Source organism: Acidovorax sp. sif1233 (assembly GCF_019218755.1).
Lineage (GTDB): Bacteria > Pseudomonadota > Gammaproteobacteria > Burkholderiales > Burkholderiaceae_C > Acidovorax.
In genome coordinates this window covers 93,371-112,527 of the sequence record NZ_JAHUWZ010000009.1, presented here as the reverse complement: position 1 = coordinate 112,527, position 19,157 = coordinate 93,371, and the positions used below count along the sequence as shown (strand labels likewise).

The window sequence follows — 19,157 nt, the reverse complement described above, 5'->3', positions numbered from 1 at the left end:
GCGCGGGGGCAGAGTCCCTGCACGGTGCGGGATGCCCCGATGGCCTACACTTTGATGCTTTGCTGACCAGCCCGCGGTCTGAGGCCTGCCCTGTCCATGATCATCACCAGCCTGCTCGACACCGACCTGTACAAGTTCACCATGATGCAGGTGGTGCTGCACCAGTTTCCGGGGGCTCAGGTCGAATACCGCTTCAAGTGCCGCAACCCCGGCGTGCAGCTGGCGCCGTTCGTCAATGAGATCCGCGACGAGATCCGCTCGCTGTGTTGCCTGCAGTTCCAGGATGCCGAACTGGCCTACCTGCGTTCCATGCGCTTCATCAAGAGCGACTTCGTGGACTTCCTGGGCCTCTTCAAGCTCAACGAGAAGTACATCACCGTCACGCCACAGCACAACGGCGAGATTGACATTTCCATCCGCGGGCCCTGGCTGCACACCATCCTCTTCGAGATCCCGGTGCTGGCCATCGTCAACGAGGTCTACTTTCGCAACACGCAAAAGGTGCCCGACTTCCTGGAAGGCCGCAAGCGCCTGGATGCCAAGATCGCGCTGCTGCAGGGCGAGGGCCTGTCGGACCTCAAGATCGCCGACTACGGCACGCGCCGGCGGTTTTCCCGCGCCTGGCACGAAGAGGTGCTGCGGGTGCTGGTGGCCCGCCTGGGCACGGGCGACCGCCGCCCCGGCGCACCCGCGGGCCCCGGCCAGTTCGCGGGCACGAGCAACGTGCTGTATGCCATGAAGCTGGGCGTGACGCCGCTGGGAACCATGGCGCACGAATACCTGCAGGCCTGCCAGGCCCTGGGGCCGCGCCTGCGCGACAGCCAGGTGTTCGGCTTCGAGATGTGGGCCAAGGAATACCGCGGCGACCTGGGCATCGCGCTGTCCGACGTGTACGGCATGAGTGCCTTCCTGCGTGATTTCGACCTGTACTTCTGCAAGCTCTTTGACGGCGCGCGGCATGACAGCGGCGACCCGTTCGCCTGGGGCGAGCGCCTCCTGGACCACTACCGCAAGAACCGGGTGGACCCCCTGACCAAGACGCTGATCTTCAGCGATGCGCTCACCATTCCGCGCACCATCGAGCTGTACCAGCAGTTCCGGGGGCGCTGCCAGCTGGCGTTCGGCATCGGCACCAACCTGACCAACGACCTGGGCAGCCCGCCCGCACACGAGCCTTTGCAGGTGGTGATCAAGATGACGCGCTGCAACGACCAGCCGGTGGCCAAGCTGTCCGACACGCCGGGCAAGGGCATGTGCGACGACGAGAAATACCTGGCCTACCTGCGCCAGGTGTTCGATATCCCCGCGGTGGCATGATGGCCCGCGCCACCCGGATGCCGGCGCCCCGCGCGCTGGGCCTCTTGATCACCCTGCTCGTGTTGCCGGGCCTGGCCGTGGCCGCGGATGTGGACGGCAGCACCCTGTCGGTGCTGTGGGGCGTGCCCTTCGCGGGCATCCTGCTATCGATCGCGCTCATGCCGCTGCTGGCACCCATTTTCTGGCACCACCATTTCGGCAAGGTCGCGGCCGCGTGGGGCCTGGCGTTTCTGCTGCCGTTCGCCATCGCCTTCGGCCCTGGCGTGGCCGGGGCCAGCCTGGTGCATGCGCTGCTGGCCGAGTACATCCCGTTCGTGGTGCTGCTCACGGCGCTGTTCACCGTGGCGGGGGGCATCTACATCCGCGGCAACCTGCATGGCAGCCCGGGGCTCAACACCGCCCTGCTTGTGATCGGGGCGCTGCTGGCCAGCTTCATGGGCACGACGGGGGCCTCGATGCTGCTGATCCGTCCGCTGATCCGCGCCAACGACAACCGCCGGCACGTGGCCCACGTGGTGGTGTTCTTCATCTTCATCGTGTCCAACGCGGGGGGCTCGCTCACCCCGCTGGGCGATCCGCCACTGTTCCTCGGTTTTCTCAAGGGCGTCGATTTCTTCTGGACGGTGGGCCACATCTTTCCGGAAACATTGTTCCTGGTCGGTGCGCTGCTGGCGATCTTCTTCCTGCTGGACACCTGGTACTGCCGACGCCGCGAGGAGGTGCTGCCCGCCGACCCGACGCCCGACAGCCGCTCCATCGGCTTCGACGGGAAGATCAACTTCGCCTTGCTGGGCGCGGTCGTCGCGCTGGTGCTGCTCAGCGGCTTCTGGAAGTCGAGCGTGGCGTTCGACGTCGCGGGCACCCTGGTGGGGCTGCCGGGCATCGTGCGCGATGCGGGGCTTGTGCTGGTGACGCTCGCATCGCTGTGGCTCACCCCCCGGCAGGTGCATGCCGACAACCAGTTCGGCTGGGCGCCGATGCAGGAGGTGGCCAAGCTGTTCGCGGGCATCTTCCTCACGATCATTCCGGTCATCGCGATGCTCAAGGCGGGGAACCAGGGGCCGTTCGGCGCCATCATCTCGGCGGTGACCCGGCCGGACGGCGCGCCCGACCCGGCCATGTATTTCTGGGCCACCGGCCTGCTGAGTTCGTTCCTCGACAATGCGCCCACCTACCTCGTGTTCTTCAACACGGCGGGTGGCGACGCGGCGGTGCTGATGACCACGCTGGCACCCACCCTGGCCGCCATTTCCGCGGGTGCCGTGTTCATGGGCGCCAACACCTACATCGGCAATGCCCCCAACCTCATGGTCAAGGCCATCGCGGAAGACCGGGGCGTGAAGATGCCCAGCTTCTTCGGCTACATGCTGTGGTCGGGCGGCATTCTGGTGCCGCTGTTCATTGTGATGACCTTCATCTGGTTCCGGTAGTGACCATCCCCCTGCGCGGCTGCGCCGCTTCCCCCTTCTCTCATCGCTGCGCGATGGGAAGGGGGATGCCACCAGAGTGCAGCGGGGCGGCCCTTGCACGGTGGCCGCTGGTGCGGGCCGCGCCAGTTGCAAGGCACGGCAACCGTATCGATACATTGGAGACTAAAGATTCATGAGCAAACCCCGCATCCTGGTCGCCCGCGCCATCTTCCCCGACATCGTGGAGCGCCTGCGCGCGCACTTCGAGGTCGAGGCCAACCCGGACGACGTGATCTGGACCCCGGCCGAGCTGGCCGCGCGCCTGGCCGACAAGGATGGCGTGCTGACCACCGGCAGCCAGCGCATCGATGCGGCCCTGCTGGCCGCCGCGCCGCGCCTGAGGATCGCGGCCAACATGGCCGTGGGCTACAACAACTTCGACGTGGACGCCATGACGGCGGCCGGCGTGCAGGGCACCAACACGCCCGACGTGCTGACCGAAACCACCGCCGACTTCGGCTTCGCGCTGCTGATGGCCACGGCCCGGCGCATGACCGAGAGCGAGCATTACCTGCGCGCCGGCCGGTGGACCAAGTGGAGCTACGACATGTTCGCCGGCAGCGACATCCACGGCAGCACGCTGGGCATCATCGGCATGGGGCGCATCGGGCAGGGCATCGCCCGGCGTGGCGCGCACGGCTTTGGCATGAAGGTGGTCTACCACAACCGCTCGCGCCTGCCGCCCGCGCTGGAGGCCGAATGCAAGGCCAGCTACCTGGGCAAGGAAGATCTGCTGCGCACCGCGGACCATGTGGTGCTGGTGGTGCCTTACACGCCTGCCTCGCACCACACCATCGGCGCCGCCGAGCTGTCGCTCATGAAGCCCACGGCCACGCTCATCAACATTGCGCGCGGCGGCATCGTGGACGATGCCGCGCTGGCCGCGGCGCTGCGGGAAGGCCGCATCGCGGCAGCGGGCCTCGATGTGTTCGAGGGCGAGCCCGGCGTGCACCCCGACCTGCTCACCGTGCCCAACGTGGTGCTCACGCCCCACATTGCCAGCGCCACCGTGCCCACGCGCCGTGCCATGGCCAACCTGGCGGCCGACAACCTGATCGCCTTCCTGGGGGGGCGTGGGCCACTCACGCCGGTGAACCAGCCGGTGCCCGGCCCGCGTGGCCGGCAGTGACATCGAGAATTTAAGCAAGAAGGGCCGCTGGCGCTTTATTCATATGCGCAAGCAGCTATCAAAAACATAGTATTCCTGCCTTGACTACCGATACCCTCATCCTGCTGGCCGCGCTGGCTCTCGTGCTGGTTTTGCTGGTGCTGCTCATGCTGCGCCGCCCCCGCGTCGATCTGCCGCCTGAGTGGCTGGCCCGCCTGCAGGCGCTGGAACACACCGCCCAGGCCACGCAGATTGCCGTGGCCAAGAACGACGGCGCGCTGGACGGCATGGGCCAGCAGCTGCGCGGCTTCACGCACACCACGCAGGCCACGCTGGAGACCCTGCGCCACGCGGTGGACGAGCGCCTGGCCCAGGCCGTGGCCGAGTCCCGCAACGGCCGCGCTGAACTGCTGGCGGCGTTCGGAGTGTTTGAAGGGCGGCTGGAGCAGCGCCAGGCCGCGCAGGATGCGGCCCTGGCCCAGCGTTTCGATGCCTTGCAGAATGCCGTGGCCGGGCGGCTGGAAGAAAGCAGCAAGGCCCTGCTGGCCCATCTGGCGCAGGGCCAGGCCGATGCCGCCACCGCGCGCACCGAGCTGTCGGCCACCCTGGTGGGCTTTCGCACCGAACTCACGGCCACCACGGCCGCGCTGGCGGCCGAAAGCGTCAAGTCGCGCGAGGCGATGGGCGAAAGCGCCGCGCTGTTCGAAAAGCGCATCCAGGAGCGCTTCGAGGCCCTGCAGGCGGCCACGCGCCTCACGCTCGATTCGCTCAAGGGCGACATCCAGACCCAGCTGGGCACGATGTCCAGCGCGCTCAAGGACCAGCTGGAAGCCAATGGCTTCCAGATCAGGAACCAGTTCTCGGTGCTGCAGGATGCGGTCTCGCAGCAGCTCACGGGGCTGGTGCAGGGCAGCCAGCAAAACGCGGAGCAGCTGCGCAACGCGCTCAACGAGCGGCTGGCGGCCATCCAGGCCGACAACTCCACCAAGCTCGAGGAGATGCGCCGCACGGTGGACGAAAAACTCCACGCCACGCTGGAGCAGCGCCTGGGCGAATCCTTCAAGCTGGTGAGCGACCGGCTCGAACAGGTGCACAAGGGCCTGGGCGAAATGCAGACCCTGGCGGGCAGCGTGGGGGACTTGAAGCGTGTGATGACCAACGTGAAGTCGCGCGGCACCTGGGGCGAAATGCAGCTGGGCGCCATCATCGACAACGTGCTCACGCCCGACCAGTTCGCGCGCAACGTCAAGACCGTGCCGGGCAGCGATGAGCTGGTGGAGTTCGCCATCCGCCTGCCGGGCAAGAGCGACGAGCATCCGGTGTGGCTGCCCATCGACTCCAAGTACCCCGTGGAGCAGTACCAGCGGCTCATGGACGCGCAGGACGCGGCCGACAAGGGGCTGATCGCCTCGGCCGGCAACGCGTTCGAGGCCTCGATCAAGCTCGAAGCCAAGAAGATCTTCGCCAAGTACGTCTCGCCGCCGCACACCACGGACTTCGCCGTGCTGTACCTGCCCACCGAAGGCCTGTTCGCCGAGGTGATACGCCGCCCCGGCCTGGTCGAGGCCATCCAGAACGACTGCCGCGTGATGATCACCGGCCCCGCCAACCTGGCCGCCATGCTCAACAGCCTGCAGATGGGCTTCAAGACACTGGCCATCGAGAAGCGCTCGTCGGAGGTGTGGAGCCTGCTGGGCATGGTCAAGACCGAATTCGCCAAGTTTGGCGACGTGGTGGAGGCCACCAAGAAGTCCATCGACGCGGCGGCCAAGCGTTTCGACGAGGTGGGGGTGCGCACCCGCGCCATCCAGCGCAAGCTGCGTGATGTGCAGGACCTGCCGGCGCCCCCCGGCGCCACCCTGCCGCTGCCCGTGGGCGGTGGCACGGCGGCGCTGCCCGGACTGGATGCGGAGGACGACCCGCTGTGAACCGGGCACTGGCCCGTCTGATCGCAGGACAGGTCTGCGTGCATGCCAGCATGGCCGGCATGCGCCTGGCTGCGCCGCTGCTGGCGCTGCGCGAAGGGTACAGCGCGGCGGCGGTGGGGCTGCTGGTGGCGCTGTTCGCGCTCACCCAGGTGTTCCTTGCCTTGCCCGCGGGCCGGTACGCGGACCGCCGCGGCCTCAAGCGCCCCGTGGGCTATTCGGTGGCCGTGGCCTGCGTGGGCGCGGGGCTGGCGGTGGTGTTTCCGACCTTTCCCGTGCTGTGTGTCTCCGCGCTGATGACCGGTGCGGCGGCGGGCCTGGCCACCATAGCGGTGCAGCGCCACGCCGGCCGCGCGGTCCATGACGCCACCGAACTCAAGCAGGTGTTCAGCTGGCTGTCCATCGGCCCGGCGGTGTCCAACTTCATCGGGCCTTTTTGCGCGGGCCTGGCCATCGACCACGCGGGTGGCGCGGCGGGCAGCCTGGAGGGCTACCGCGCGGCCTTCGTGCTGCTTGCGCTGCTGCCGCTGCTCAGCTGGTTCTGTGTGCGCGGCACGCAGGAACTGCCCAGCGTCGCCGCCGCCACGGGCGGCCCGCCCCAGCGGGCGTGGGACCTGCTGAACGACCCGCCGTTTCGCCGCCTGCTGATCGTGAACTGGCTGATCTCCTCATGCTGGGACGTACACGCTTTTGCGGTGCCGCTGCTGGGGCACGAGCGTGGGCTGTCGGCCGCGGTGATCGGCACCATCTTCGGCGCGTTTGCGATCGCCGCCACGGTGATCCGCGTGCTCATGCCCTTTGTCGCCGAGCGCCTGCGCGAGCGCGGCGTGATGGCGGGGGCCATGCTGGTGACGGCGGTGCTGTTCGGGGCCTATCCGCTGCTGGACAGCGCATTCGCCATGGGGGTGTGCTCGGTGCTGCTGGGTTTTGCGCTGGGCACCGGGCAGCCCATGGTGATGAGCCTGCTGCACCAGATCACGCCATCGCACCGCCAGGGCGAGGCGCTGGGCCTGCGGCTGATGGCCATCAACGCATCGAGCGTGCTGATGCCGCTGCTGTTCGGGTCGGCCGGCGCGGTGATCGGGGTCAGCGGCCTGTTCTGGGCCGTGGGCGCTACGGGGCTGGGCGGCGCCCGGCTGGCGTGGCGCATCGGCGGGGAGAAGCCGGAGAAAGCGCACGGGCCGCAATAGCGTGGCGGGGCATGCCCCCGCACGCGGCCGCCGGCAGGTGGTGGTGCCGTACCGTGCCGCTACGCAGCGCGGATCTACAGCTGGTAGAACGACTTGATCAGGCCCCAGGCTTCCTGCGGGTCGTCGGTGTAGTGGAACAGGCCCAGATCCTGTGCCGAGATCGTGCCCTGTTCGACCAGCACCTCGAAGTTGATCAGGCGCTTCCAGTAGTCCGTGCCGAACAGCACGATGGGCACGGGCTTGGCCTTTTTCGTCTGCACCAGCGTGAGCACCTCGAACAGCTCGTCCAGCGTGCCGAAGCCGCCCGGGAAGGCCACCAGGGCCTTGGCGCGCATCATGAAATGCATCTTGCGCAGCGCGAAGTAGTGGAACTTGAAGCTCAGGGTCGGCGAGATGAAGCGGTTGCCGCTTTGCTCATGGGGCAGGGCTATGTTCAGCCCCACGTTGAGCGCGCCCACGTCATGCGCGCCGCGGTTGGCGGCCTCCATGATGCCGGGGCCGCCACCGGTGCAGATGTAGATGCGGTCGGCGGGCGGCTGCAGCTCGCTGTGTTCCGCGACGATGCGAGCGAACTGGCGGGCCAGGTCGTAGTAGCGGGCGTTGCGCACGGCCTGGTGCGCGCGCTGCAGGCGCACTTCGTCGCCGCTGGCCTCGGCTTCGGCCAGCTGGGACGCGGCCTCGTCGGGCGCGACGAAACGGGCGCTGCCGTAGACCACGATGGTGTTCTCGATGCCCTGCTCGATCTGGCCGAGGTCGGGCTTGAGCATCTCCAGCTGGAAGCGGATGCCGCGCGTTTCGCGGCGGAACAGGAATTCGGGGTCTGCAAACGCGAGCCGGTAGGCGTCGGCGTGCAGCGGATTGCCGTTGGCGGCGTGGCTTTGCAGCTCCGCCCAGGCATCGGCCAGGCGGCGTTCATTCAGTTGGGTGTTGGCATCCATGGCAGATCAGGAAAACGCGGCCGGCCGGTGCGCGAGCGCGGGTCGGCAGTGGGTTGAATGGGGGGTGGTTGGCGGCCGTTGTGCCCGATTATCACGCACGATCAGGCGCGCCCTGCTAGCAAAAGAGTAGCAGTGTGGATGCCCAGCACGGTCAGCGTGAGCGAACCGAGCAGGTGCACGGAGGTGGTGCCCAGCGCGAGCAGGTAGCGCTGCTGCTGCAGCATGCCCACGACCTCGGCCGAAAAGCTGGAGAACGTGGTGAGGCCGCCGAGAAAGCCTGTGACGAGGGCCAGCCGCCACACCGGGTCCAGCTGGGGCAGGGCCTGGAACACGGCCACGCACACGCCTACCAGATAGCCCCCAACGAGGTTCGCGGCCAGCGTGCCCCAGGGCATGAGCGCTCCCACGGTGTTCAGCCACATGCCCAGCCGCCAGCGCGCCAGCGCGCCCAGACTGGCGCCGATGCAGATAGCCACGACTGCGAGCATGGTGCGATCACTCCCCGTAAATTGGATGCGGGCGCTATTGTGGCCCACGCCGGCCGTTCACGGCCTGCGCCCCACGGCGGGGCCGGCCTCGCCGCAGCCCTCCGGGCGCGGCGGCGCGAACCGGCTGAGGGCGGCTACTTCTCCACGCCCATGACCAGGTCGGGAAGGATGGTCACGATCTGCGGGAAGATCGTGATGAGTGCGATGCACACCACCAGGCACAGGAAGAAAGGAATGGCGGCGCGCGCGATGGTGTTGCTGTCCTTGCCGGTCATGTTCTGCAGCACGAAGAGGTTGAAACCCACGGGCGGCGTGACCTCGGCGATCTCCACCAGCAGCACGATGAAGATGCCGAACCAGATCAGGTCGAACCCGGCCTGCTGGATCATGGGCAGCACCACGGCGCTGGTGAGCACGATCATGCTGATGCCGTCGAGCGCGGTGCCCAGCACCAGGTACACAACCACCAGCACGCTGATGAGCGCGAACGGCGACAGGTGCATGGCATTGACCCATTGGGCCAGCTCGCGCGGAATGCCGGTGAAGGCCATGGTCTTGGTGAGAAAGGCGGCGCCGGCCAGGATGAACATGATCATGCAGCTGGTGCGCGTGGTGCCCATCAGGCCTTCCTTGAAGTTCTGCCAGGTGAGCGAGCGGCTCCACAGCGCCAGGCCCAGCGATCCCACCACGCCGTAGGCCGCGCACTCGGTGGCGGTGGCGTAGCCCGTGACGAGCACGGCCACGATGAACACGATGAGCACGCCCACGGGGATCAGGTTGCCCGACTTGCGGATCTTCTCGCGCAGGGAGGAGGGCGGGTCGGCGGCGGGCACCTTGTCGGGGTTGCGCAGGCTCCACCAGCCGATGTAGCCCGAGAACAGCAGCATCAGGAGGATGCCCGGCAGGAAGCCCGCCAGGAAGATGCGGATGATGGAGGCATCGGCGGCCACGGCGTACACCACCATGGTGATGGAGGGCGGGATCAGGATGCCCAGCGTGCCGGCCGTGGCCAGCGCGCCCAGCGCCAGCTTCTCGTCGTAGCCGCGCTTCATGAGCTCGGGCAGCGCCACCTTGCTGATGGTGGCGCAGGTGGCCGCCGACGAGCCCGAGACCGAGCCGAAGATGCCGCAGCCCAGGATGGTGGTGTGCATCAGCCGGCCGGGCACGCGGTTGAGCCAGGGGCGCAGCCCCTCGAACATCTCCTCGGAGAGCTTGGTGCGAAACAGGATCTCGCCCATCCAGATGAACAGCGGCAGCGCCGCCAGCTCCCAGCTCGCGTTGCTCTCCCAGAACGCCGAGAACAAATTCTTGGCCGGCTGCGTGGAGGTGAAGAACGCCTGCCCGACCCAGCCGCAGATCGCCAGGGTCATGGCGATCCACACACCGCCGGACAGCAGCACCAGCATGAGCAGCAGCAACACGCCACCCACCATCAAGATATCCATATCGAACTTTCTGGGCCGATGAGCGCTATGCCCGATGCAGCCTGTTGTTATCGGTACTCACACCGCAATGCGCTTCCAGCGCACCGCAAAAACTGGCGCTGCCAAACGCCAGTGCCACCGTGGAGCCGGCTTCGCCGGGCCACCAGTGGCATTCCCCTCGGGGGAAGGCGCGCAGCGCCTCAGGGGGGCTTCTCTAGATATCAGAAGAAAAGTCGCCCTTGGCATGGCGCTCTTCGACGGCGCGCACGAAGGTCGGCACGCCGCCGCGCAGCACGATGATGAATTCATCGACCACGGCCACCCACAGCAGGATGGAGCCGAGCGCGAAGCTCAGCTGCGGAATCCACAGCGGCATGGGCAGGAGGCCCTGGGAGATGTCGTTGAACTCCCAGCTCTCGTAGGTGTAGCTGCAGGCCGCCCACATGAGGTAGCCCACGGCCACGGACCCGATGGCCAGCGACACCACCTCGAGCTGGCGGCAGCGGCGCGGGGACAGCTTTTCCAGCAGCAGCGTCACGCGCACGAAGTCGCCGTGCTTGAAGGCATGCGCCATGGCCAGGAACGCGGCGGCCGCGCAGAACCAGGCCACGATGTCGTTGATGGCACCGGTGCGCAGGCCCAGCTCGCGCATGATGCTCTGCGCGATCATGAGCACGCAGATGAGCGCGATGAATGCCGCGCCCAGTGCGCCGGCGGCGAGGTAGATGCGGTCGAGCCAGCGGCGCAGCATGGTCACGGCTTACTTCTTGGCCGCAGCGGCCGTGGCCGGGCCACCCTTGCGGTAGGCCGCGATGATCGCTTCGCCTTCCGGGCCGGCTTTCTTGAGCCAGTCGGCCAGCATGATCTCGCCCACCTGGCGCATGTCGGCCATGAGCTTGGGCGCGGGGGTGACGATCTTCATGCCCTTTTCAGCGAGGGCCTTCTTGTACCACTCGGTCTTTTCGGCGCTGACCTTCCAGCCGCGAGTCTCGGCCTCGGCCGAGGCCTTGAGCAGGGCGTCCTGGCTGGGCTTGTCGAGCGCGTCGAAGGCCTTCTTGTTCACGATGACCGCGTTCTTGGGCAGCCAGGCCTGGGTGTCGTGAAAGAGCTTGATGCTTTCATAGATCTTGCTGTCGTAGCCCGTGGAGCCGGAGGTCATGGTGGCTTCCACCACGCCCGTGGCCAGGGCCTGTGAGAGTTCGGCCGCCTGGATGGTCACGGGCTGCGCGCCGATCAGCTCGGCGATCTTGGCGGTGGCGGGGCTGTAGGCGCGCCACTTGATGCCGCGCAGGTCGGCCACCGAGGCCAGTTCCTTCTTGGAGTAGATGCCTTGTGGCGGCCAGGCAACGGCATACAGCAGCTTCATGCCCTGCGTGCCCAGCAGCTTGTCCAGCGAGGCCTTCTGCGCGTCGTACAGGCGCTTGGAGTCGGCATACGAGGTGGCCAGGAAGGGAATGCCGTCCACGCCGTACAGCGGGTTCTCGTTCTCGAAGTTGCCCAGCAGGATTTCGCCCGCCGGCGCCTGGCCGCCCTGCACGGCGCGCTTGATTTCGTTGGCCTTGAACAGCGAGGCGTTCGCATGCACGGTGATCTTGAGCTTGCCGGCGGTGGCGGTGTCCACGTCCTTGGCGAACTGCATCAGGTTCTCCGTGTGGAAGTTGCTCACCGGGTAGGCGGCCGCAAGGTCCCATTTGGCCTGGGCCTGGGCCGAGGTGGCAGACATGCCCAGTGCCAGGGCCATTCCCAGGGCTGTGGTGGAGAAGATTCGACGCTTCATGGAGTGCTCCGCAAGGTGGATCGTGGGGGTAAGCCACTGTATAGAAAGCAATCGGCCGTGGCATAGGTGTTTTGCCTAAACGCTGACAAATTGCCAACAAATCATTGTCGAGTTGCCTACAATGGCCTATGCATATCCCGTGCCAGATTCGACTGTTGTGGAGGCGGTGTTCATGAAACCAGGGGCCAAGGCCAAGGGCGATTCCGGTCCGATCGTGTCGTCCGCGCACCTGGTGTCGGCGCAGAGCGCGGAGATGAGCGAGTTCGAGTTCGGGCTCATCGTCGCGGGCAATGCCTTTCACCGCTGGGTGGTGCATTGCATGTCGGCTGCCGGCCTGAAGGACCTGACCCCGCTGGATGTGGTGGTGCTGCACCATGTGACGCACCGCGCGCGCGACAAACGCCTGGCCGACATCTGCTTCATCATGAACGTGGAAGACACGCACCTGGTGAACTACGCGCTCAAGAAGCTGCAGAACCTGGGGGTCGTCGCATCGCAGAAGAATGGGAAGGAAGTGACCTATGCCGCCACCGAATCCGGCCGCGCCTACGTGCAGCGCTACCGCGAGATCCGCGAGAGCTGCCTGATCGATGCGCTGCAGGCGGACGATTCGCTCAACCGCGACATTGGCGAGCTGGCCCGGTTGCTGCGTGTGCTTTCCGGCATGTACGACCAGGCGGCGCGCTCGGCCGCCTCCCTGTGACCCGCGGCACGCACGGTATTTCAATCCAACAATGCTCCTGCGCTTGGTGCACAAGCGCAAAAAGCTATCAATAACATAGCAAAAGATGTCCAACCAACCTTCCCCCATGTCCCGCTGGCAGTTCTGGATCGACCGGGGGGGCACCTTCACCGACGTGGTGGGCAAGCGGCCCGACGGCAGCCTGGTCACGCACAAGCTGCTGTCCGAGAACCCCGAGCAGTACAAGGACGCCGCCGTGGCGGGCATCCGCCACCTGCTGGGCCTTGCACCTGGCGAGCCGGTGACACCCGCACTGGTGGAGTGCGTGAAGATGGGTACCACGGTGGCCACCAACGCGCTGCTGGAGCGCAAGGGCGAGCCCACGCTGCTCATCACCACCAAGGGCTTCAAGGATGCGCTGCGCATCGCGTACCAGAACCGTCCGCGTTTGTTCGACCGGCGCATCGTGCTGCCCGAGCTGCTGTACGAGCGCGTGGTCGAGGCCCAGGAGCGCGTGGGCGCGCGCGGCGAGGTGATCGAGCCGCTGGATGAGGCGCACCTCAAGGAACGCCTGTGGGCCGCCTATGACGCGGGCCTGCGCAGCGCAGCCGTCGTGTTCATGCACGGCTACCGCTACACCGCGCACGAAGAGGCCGCCGCGCGCATCGCGCGCGAGGTGGGCTTCACGCAGGTGAGCGCCTCGCACGCCACCAGCCCCATGATGAAGTTCGTGAGCCGGGGCGACACCACCGTGGTGGACGCCTACCTCTCGCCCATCCTGCGCCGCTATGTGGAGCAGGTCGCCCGCGAGATGCCGGGCGTCAAGCTGTTCTTCATGCAATCGTCGGGCGGGCTGACCGATGCGCAGGTGTTCCAGGGCAAGGACGCGATCCTGAGTGGCCCCGCGGGCGGCATCGTGGGCATGGCGCGCACCGCCGGGCTGGCGGGGCACGCCAAGGTGATCGGCTTCGACATGGGCGGCACCTCCACCGACGTGAGCCACTACGCGGGGGAGTTCGAGCGCGAGTTCGAGACCCAGGTGGCCGGCGTGCGCATGCGCGCCCCGATGATGAGCATTCACACCGTGGCCGCCGGTGGCGGTTCCATCCTGGGGTTCGACGGCGCGCGCTTTCGCGTGGGCCCCCAGAGCGCGGGCGCCAACCCCGGCCCCGCCAGCTACCGCCGGGGCGGCCCGCTGGCCGTCACCGACGCCAACGTGATGGTGGGCAAGATCCAGCCCGCGCATTTCCCGAAGGTGTTTGGCCACGGCGCCAACGAGGCGCTGGATGGCGATGCCGTGGTGCAGAAATTCGATGGCCTTGCCACGCAGGCCGGGCGCAAGGCCGAGGATGTCGCCCACGGCTTCATCCAGATCGCCGTGCAGCAGATGGCCAACGCGATCAAGAAGATCAGCGTGGCACGCGGCTACGACGTGACGCGCTACACGCTGCAATGCTTTGGCGGCGCGGGCGGCCAGCACGCCTGCCTGGTGGCCGATGCCCTGGGCATGACGCGGGTGTTCGTGCACCCGCTGGCGGGCGTGCTCAGTGCCTACGGCATGGGCCTGGCGGACCAGAACGTGATCCGCGAGCAGGCGGTGGAGGCCAAGTTGGCGCCCGAGGCGTTGACGGGTATCGAAGCCACGCTGGAACAACTGGCCACCACCGCGCGCACCGAGCTGGAGCGCCAGCAGGCGGGTGCAGGCACAGCCGTGGTGCACCGCCGCGTGCACGTGCGCTACGAGGGCAGCGACTCCGCGCTCATCGTCCCGTTGGGCTCGCTGGCCGAAATCACCGCCGCGTTCGAGAACGCCTACCGCCAGCGCTTTGCGTTCCTCATGCAGGGCAAGGGCCTGGTGGTGGAGGCCGTGTCGGTGGAGGCCGTGCTGCCCGGCGACGCGCCCGTGGAGCCGCGCCACACGCTGCAGCCCGCGCGCGAGGTGCCGCGCCGCAGCACCGTGCGCATGTACACCGGCGGCATCGACGGCGTGGCCGCGTGGCATGACGCCGCGCTCGTGGTGCGCGAAGACTTGCGCCCTGGCGATGTGATCCCCGGCCCGGCCATCATTGCCGAGAAGAACGCCACCACCATCGTCGAGCCCGGCTGGGAGGCCCGGCTGACCGAGCTGGACCATCTGCTGCTCGACCGCCGCGTGGCCCGTGCCGTGCAGCATGCGGTGGGCACCACGGTGGACCCGGTGCTGCTCGAAGTGTTCAACAACCTGTTCATGAACATCGCCGAGCAGATGGGGCTGCAGCTGCAGAACACGGCGTACTCGGTGAACATCAAGGAGCGGCTGGACTTCAGTTGCGCGCTGTTCGACACGGCGGGCAACCTGATCGCCAACGCGCCGCACATGCCGGTGCATCTGGGCTCGATGGGTGAGAGCATCAAGACGGTGATCCGCGAGAACGCGGGCAAGATGCAGCCGGGTGATGTGTATGTGCTCAACGACCCGTACCACGGTGGCACGCACTTGCCAGACATCACCGTCATCACGCCGGTCTACCTTGCCGACGAGGCCGCGCCCACGTTCTACGTGGGCAGCCGGGGCCACCACGCCGATGTCGGCGGCACCACCCCCGGCTCCATGCCGCCGTTCTCCACGCGCATCGAGGAAGAGGGCGTGCAGATCAACAACGTGAAGCTGGTCGAGCGCGGCGTGCTGCGCGAGGCGGAGATGGTCGCTCTGCTCGAAAGCGGCGAATACCCCAGCCGCAACCCGCAGCAGAACATGGCCGATTTGCGCGCGCAGATCGCGGCCAACGAAAAGGGCCAGCAGGAGCTGCGCCGCATGGTCGGCGAGTTCGGCCTGGATGTGGTGTTGGCCTACATGCGCCACGTGCAGGACAACGCCGAGGAATCGGTGCGCCGTGTCATCACGCGCCTGAAGGATGGTGCGTTCACGCTGCCCCTGGACAACGGCGCGCAGATCAGCGTGGCCGTGAAGGTGGACGCGAAGAACCGCAGCGCCACCATCGACTTCACCGGCACCAGCGCGCAGCAGACGAACAACTTCAATGCACCCACGGCGGTGTGCATGGCGGCGGTGCTGTATGTGTTCCGCACGCTGGTGGATGACGACATTCCGCTCAACGCGGGGTGCCTGAAGCCGCTCAACGTCATCATTCCGCCCGGCAGCATGCTCAACCCCAACCCGCCGGCCTCGGTGGTGGCGGGCAATGTGGAGACTTCCACCTGCATCACCAACGCACTGTATGGCGCGCTGGGCCTGATGGCGGCGGGGCAGTGCACCATGAACAACTTCACCTTTGGCAGCACGCGCTACCAGTATTACGAGACGATCTCGGGCGGCAGCGGCGCGGGGGGCGTGTGGGATGCCAACGGGCAACTGGCGGGTGGTTTTGCAGGCACCAGCGTCGTGCAGTGCCACATGACCAACTCGCGCCTGACGGACCCCGAGGTGCTGGAGTTCCGCTTCCCCGTGCGGCTGGAGGGCTACGAGATCCGCAAGGGCTCGGGCGGCGCCGGGCAGTGGAAGGGCGGTGACGGTGGCATCCGCCGCGTGCGTTTCCTGGAGCCCATGACGGCCAGCATCCTGTCGAACGGCCGCCACCATGGCGCATTTGGCATGGCGGGCGGCCAGCCGGGTGCCGTGGGCATCAACAAGGTGGTGCGCAGCGATGGCCGGGTGGAGCTGCTGGACCACATCGGCCAGGCCGAGATGCAACCGGGCGACGTGTTTGAAATCCACACGCCGGGCGGCGGCGGATTCGGATCTTCAGGCCAAGAATAGTGATGAAAATGGCCGCTGGCGCTTGTCCATCAAGCGCTGGCAGCTATTAATTCAGGAGTCTTCGGTTTCCTGTGCTGCCCTGGGTTGGCTCAGGCTCGGGGGCACATTCAGCCCCATCTGCCGCGCGCGGAACAGTGCCGCGCGCATCAAGAAGATCGACATGATCGGCACCGTGATCGCCACGAACACGGCGATCAGCAGCGCATGCAGCGCCAGGCTGCGGTCGGCCACCGAGAAGTACAGCACCGTGCCATGCATGATCAGCCAGCAGCCCAGCGTGGCGATGATGGCGGGCGCATGCACGCGCTCGAAGAACGTGGGCAGGCGCAGCAGGCCGGTGGAGCCCAGCAGCGCCAGCCCCGCACCCGACAGCACCAGCACGGCCACGATGATTTCGAGCCACAGCGGAAGAACGGCGATGGCGGCGGCTTCGGTCATTCGATCACCTCGCCACGCAGCAAAAACTTGGCCATGGCCATGGAGCCGACAAAACTGAACAGCGCCAGCAGCAGGGCGGCCTCGAAGTAGTTCTTGCTGCCGTACAGCAAACCCAGCACCAGCATCACCAGCATGCCGCTGAGGTACATGCAGTCGAGCGCCAGCACGCGGTCCTGCGCGGAAGGGCCCTTGAGCAGGCGGATCAGCGCGCAGCCCATGGCCAGGGCCAGCATGAACAGGGCGATGGGCAGGGCCCAATCCAGGATCGGTGTCATTCAAAGATCTCCATCAAGGGACGTTCGTAGCGCTGCTTGACGCTGGCGGCCATGGCTTCGGCGTCGTCCAGCTCCAGCACGTGCAGCAGCAGCATGCTGCGGTCCAGCGAGAGTTCGGCCCAGGCGGTGCCGGGGGTGATGCAGACGATCGTGGCCAGCACGGCCAGGGCATTGGGGTCGCGCACGTCCAGCGGAATGTGCACGAAGCCCGAGGGGTGCCGCCGGCGGCCCGGCGCGAGCAGCAGGCGCGCCACGGCCAGGTTGGAGCGGGTGGTGTCCGCCACCACCGTGAATGCCAAGCGCAGCACGGCACCGGGTTTGCGGATGCGCACGGGCAACGGGCGCAGCCCGGCCGTGAGCAGCGGGATGGCCAGAGCGAGCACCGTGCCCAGCACGATGTGGCCCGCGCTCAGGCTGCGGTTGAGCAGCAGCCACAGCGCCAGCAGCGCCAGCGAGAGCACGGGGGCGGGCACCAGGCGCTTGAAGGGCCGCTGCACGGGGGTGTTGCGGGGCTTCATGGGGGCGTGGTTCCTTGGGGTGCGGGCGCATCCGCGTGGGGCGGGTTGGGCACCGGCGCGGCGGTCATCACGGCGCGCACATAGGTGGACGGGGCATGCAGCGCGTCGGCCGTGGCCTGGGTGTAGCGCATCACGGCCCCCGCCTGCCATACCAGGGCCGCGCTGGCCAGCAGCAGCAGGGCGATGGGCAGGCCTTCCAGCACCAGCAGCTTGGGGGATGTGCGGTCGTGCGCCGCCCAGAAATGGCGGATGCCCGCGCGCGTGAGCGCCAGCAGCGCGAGCAGGCCCGACCCCACCAGCAGCGCCACCAGCATCCAGCCCGCGGCCCCCAGTTGGAATCCGTGGGATGCCCCCAGGCCCAGCGGATTGAAGAGCGCGTGGACCATGGCGAACTTGCCCACGAATCCCGGCAGGGGCGGCAGGCCCGCGATGATCAGCGTGCAGGCCATGAACGCCAGCCCCAGGAACGCCGCCGCCGCAGGGATGACCTGGCCGATGAGCGCCTCCTCCTGGTCGTCGAGGTTCATGCCTTCGGTGGGCACCAGGTCGGCGGACAGGAACGGGGCGTCGTCGGTCTGCTCGTAGGGGGCGAGGTTGGAGCCGTCGTTGCGCCAGCGGTCGATCAGGTCGGCCAGCAGGAACAGCGCGCTCACGGCCAGCGTGGAGCTGAGCAGGTAGTACAGCAGCCCGGCCGTGAGCAGGTTCTGCCCGAAGCCGACCGCCGCCAGCAGCGTGCCCGACGACAGGATGGCGCTGAAGCCCGCCAGGTGCCCCAGGCGCTGCGAGCCCAGCATGCCGATGGCGCCGAAGGCCATCGTGAGCATGCCGCCGCCGATGAGCCACTGGCCGCCGAACTGGGCCGATTCGCCGGCCTCGGCGCCGAACAGCAGTGTCCACAGCCGCAGCACGCTGTACACGCCCACCTTGGTCATCAGCGCGAACAGCGCCCCCACGGGGGCCGTGGCCGCGCTGTAGGCGGGTACCAGCCAGAAGTTGAGGGGCCATACCGCCGCCTTGATGAGAAAGGCCACCGCGAGGACCGCCGCAGCGGCGTGCAGCAGGCCGCGGTCCGCTGGCGCGACGGCGGCGATGTTCTGCGCCAGGTCGGCCATGTTCAGGGTGCCGGTGATGCCGTAGAGCATGGATACGCCGATCAGGAACAGCGACGAGGCCGCCAGGTTGATGGCGATGTAGTGCAGCCCCGCCGACACGCGCGGGCGGCCCGAGCCGTGCAGCAGCAGGCCGTAGGACGCGGCCAGCATGATCTCGAAGAACACGAACAGGTTGAACAGGTCGGCCGTGAGGAACGCGCCCGCCAGCCCCATGAGCTGGAACTGGAACAGCGGGTGGAAGTGCACCCCCGCGCGGTGCCAGCGCGCCGCCGAGAACAGCACGGTGGCCAGCGCCACGGTGCTGGCGAGCACCAGCATCATGGCGGAGAGCCGGTCGATGCCGAGCACGATGCCGAACGGCGCCGGCCAGTTGCCCGGCAGGTACACCGCCAGGCTGTTGTGAAGGGCGGGGTCCTTGGCCTGCACGAGCAGCAGCACGGCCACCACCAGGCCCAGGAAGGTCGAGGCGATGTTGAGCGTGACCTTGGTGCGCTGGCGCTCCTCGCGCAGCAGCAGCATGAGCCCGGCCGTGAGCAGGGGCAGCGCGATGGGCGCGAGGATCAGGTGTGGCATCAGCCGCTCCAGTAGGAGGTGCACGGATGTCATGTCAGGACTCCATGGCGCTGCGCATGAAAAGGGCGCGCCTCAGGCCAGGGCAGCCGAGCCAGGGCCGCCCCGCCGCGAGGGCTGCGTGCCCCTGCCCGCAGCGCACAGCGCTGCGAGAGCGGGGGGAAGCGGC

Annotated in this window: 16 protein-coding genes; 7 read left to right on the top strand and 9 right to left on the bottom strand. The window is 67.6% G+C overall.

Annotated features, from left to right (window positions below):
* Positions 1 to 96 precede the first annotated feature (96 nt).
* The 5 genes from pncB to KW843_RS23130 all read left to right on the top strand — a co-directional run bounded on the left by pncB (position 97) and on the right by KW843_RS23130 (position 7,009).
* On the top strand, positions 97 to 1,317 hold the full coding sequence (gene pncB, locus KW843_RS23150) for a nicotinate phosphoribosyltransferase (RefSeq protein ID WP_218297501.1): 1,221 nt from the start codon (positions 97 to 99) through the stop codon (positions 1,315 to 1,317).
* Between the two features lie 17 nt (positions 1,318 to 1,334).
* Positions 1,335 to 2,747 (top strand): sodium:proton antiporter, encoded by a 1,413-nt coding sequence (locus KW843_RS23145; protein ID WP_218297500.1) that lies wholly within the window; start codon positions 1,335 to 1,337, stop codon positions 2,745 to 2,747.
* A gap of 172 nt (positions 2,748 to 2,919) precedes the next feature.
* Positions 2,920 to 3,915, top strand: coding sequence for a D-glycerate dehydrogenase (locus KW843_RS23140; RefSeq protein ID WP_218297499.1), 996 nt, complete (start codon positions 2,920 to 2,922; stop codon positions 3,913 to 3,915).
* 80 nt (positions 3,916 to 3,995) lie between these two features.
* Positions 3,996 to 5,822: a DNA recombination protein RmuC gene (gene rmuC, locus KW843_RS23135; RefSeq protein ID WP_218297498.1), complete on the top strand. Its 1,827-nt coding sequence runs from the start codon at positions 3,996 to 3,998 to the stop codon at positions 5,820 to 5,822.
* Positions 5,819 to 7,009, top strand: a complete 1,191-nt coding sequence (locus KW843_RS23130) for an MFS transporter (RefSeq protein WP_218297497.1) — start codon at positions 5,819 to 5,821, stop codon at positions 7,007 to 7,009. Before rmuC ends, KW843_RS23130 begins: the two co-directional genes overlap by 4 nt.
* Positions 7,010 to 7,083: 74 nt before the next feature.
* On the opposite strand, the gene KW843_RS23125 is transcribed toward KW843_RS23130, so the two are convergent.
* The 5 genes from KW843_RS23125 to KW843_RS23105 all read right to left on the bottom strand — a co-directional run bounded on the left by KW843_RS23125 (position 7,084) and on the right by KW843_RS23105 (position 11,636).
* Positions 7,084 to 7,947: a TIGR00730 family Rossman fold protein gene (locus KW843_RS23125; protein WP_218297496.1), complete on the bottom strand. Its 864-nt coding sequence runs from the start codon at positions 7,945 to 7,947 to the stop codon at positions 7,084 to 7,086.
* Between the two features lie 101 nt (positions 7,948 to 8,048).
* Positions 8,049 to 8,435 (bottom strand): fluoride efflux transporter CrcB, encoded by a 387-nt coding sequence (gene crcB, locus KW843_RS23120; protein WP_218297495.1) that lies wholly within the window; start codon positions 8,433 to 8,435, stop codon positions 8,049 to 8,051.
* A gap of 134 nt (positions 8,436 to 8,569) precedes the next feature.
* Entirely contained in the window at positions 8,570 to 9,880 is a 1,311-nt protein-coding gene (locus KW843_RS23115; RefSeq protein WP_218297494.1) for a TRAP transporter large permease, read from the bottom strand.
* 193 nt (positions 9,881 to 10,073) lie between these two features.
* Positions 10,074 to 10,610: a TRAP transporter small permease gene (locus KW843_RS23110; protein ID WP_218297597.1), complete on the bottom strand. Its 537-nt coding sequence runs from the start codon at positions 10,608 to 10,610 to the stop codon at positions 10,074 to 10,076.
* Between the two features lie 9 nt (positions 10,611 to 10,619).
* Positions 10,620 to 11,636: a TRAP transporter substrate-binding protein gene (locus KW843_RS23105; protein ID WP_218297493.1), complete on the bottom strand. Its 1,017-nt coding sequence runs from the start codon at positions 11,634 to 11,636 to the stop codon at positions 10,620 to 10,622.
* Positions 11,637 to 11,808: 172 nt separating this feature from the next.
* Here KW843_RS23105 and KW843_RS23100 point away from each other — a divergent pair, with 172 nt between their 5' ends.
* Positions 11,809 to 12,339, top strand: coding sequence for a winged helix DNA-binding protein (locus tag KW843_RS23100; protein ID WP_218297492.1), 531 nt, complete (start codon positions 11,809 to 11,811; stop codon positions 12,337 to 12,339).
* A gap of 85 nt (positions 12,340 to 12,424) precedes the next feature.
* Positions 12,425 to 16,075, top strand: a complete 3,651-nt coding sequence (locus tag KW843_RS23095) for a hydantoinase B/oxoprolinase family protein (protein ID WP_218297491.1) — start codon at positions 12,425 to 12,427, stop codon at positions 16,073 to 16,075.
* Between the two features lie 51 nt (positions 16,076 to 16,126).
* Here KW843_RS23095 and mnhG read toward each other — a convergent pair whose 3' ends face one another.
* From mnhG to KW843_RS23075, 4 genes are read right to left on the bottom strand one after another with little or no spacing between them, the layout of a single operon-like run.
* Positions 16,127 to 16,513 carry a monovalent cation/H(+) antiporter subunit G gene (mnhG, locus tag KW843_RS23090; protein WP_218297490.1) on the bottom strand — a complete coding sequence of 129 codons (387 nt, stop codon included), beginning with the start codon at positions 16,511 to 16,513 and terminating at the stop codon, positions 16,127 to 16,129.
* Positions 16,510 to 16,788, bottom strand: coding sequence for a K+/H+ antiporter subunit F (locus KW843_RS23085; protein WP_055402533.1), 279 nt, complete (start codon positions 16,786 to 16,788; stop codon positions 16,510 to 16,512). The genes mnhG and KW843_RS23085 overlap by 4 nt, the downstream gene beginning before the upstream one ends.
* Positions 16,785 to 17,306 carry a Na+/H+ antiporter subunit E gene (locus tag KW843_RS23080; RefSeq protein WP_218297489.1) on the bottom strand — a complete coding sequence of 174 codons (522 nt, stop codon included), beginning with the start codon at positions 17,304 to 17,306 and terminating at the stop codon, positions 16,785 to 16,787. The genes KW843_RS23085 and KW843_RS23080 overlap by 4 nt, the downstream gene beginning before the upstream one ends.
* Entirely contained in the window at positions 17,303 to 19,024 is a 1,722-nt protein-coding gene (locus KW843_RS23075) for a monovalent cation/H+ antiporter subunit D (protein ID WP_255594897.1), read from the bottom strand. Before KW843_RS23075 ends, KW843_RS23080 begins: the two co-directional genes overlap by 4 nt.
* Positions 19,025 to 19,157 lie beyond the last annotated feature (133 nt).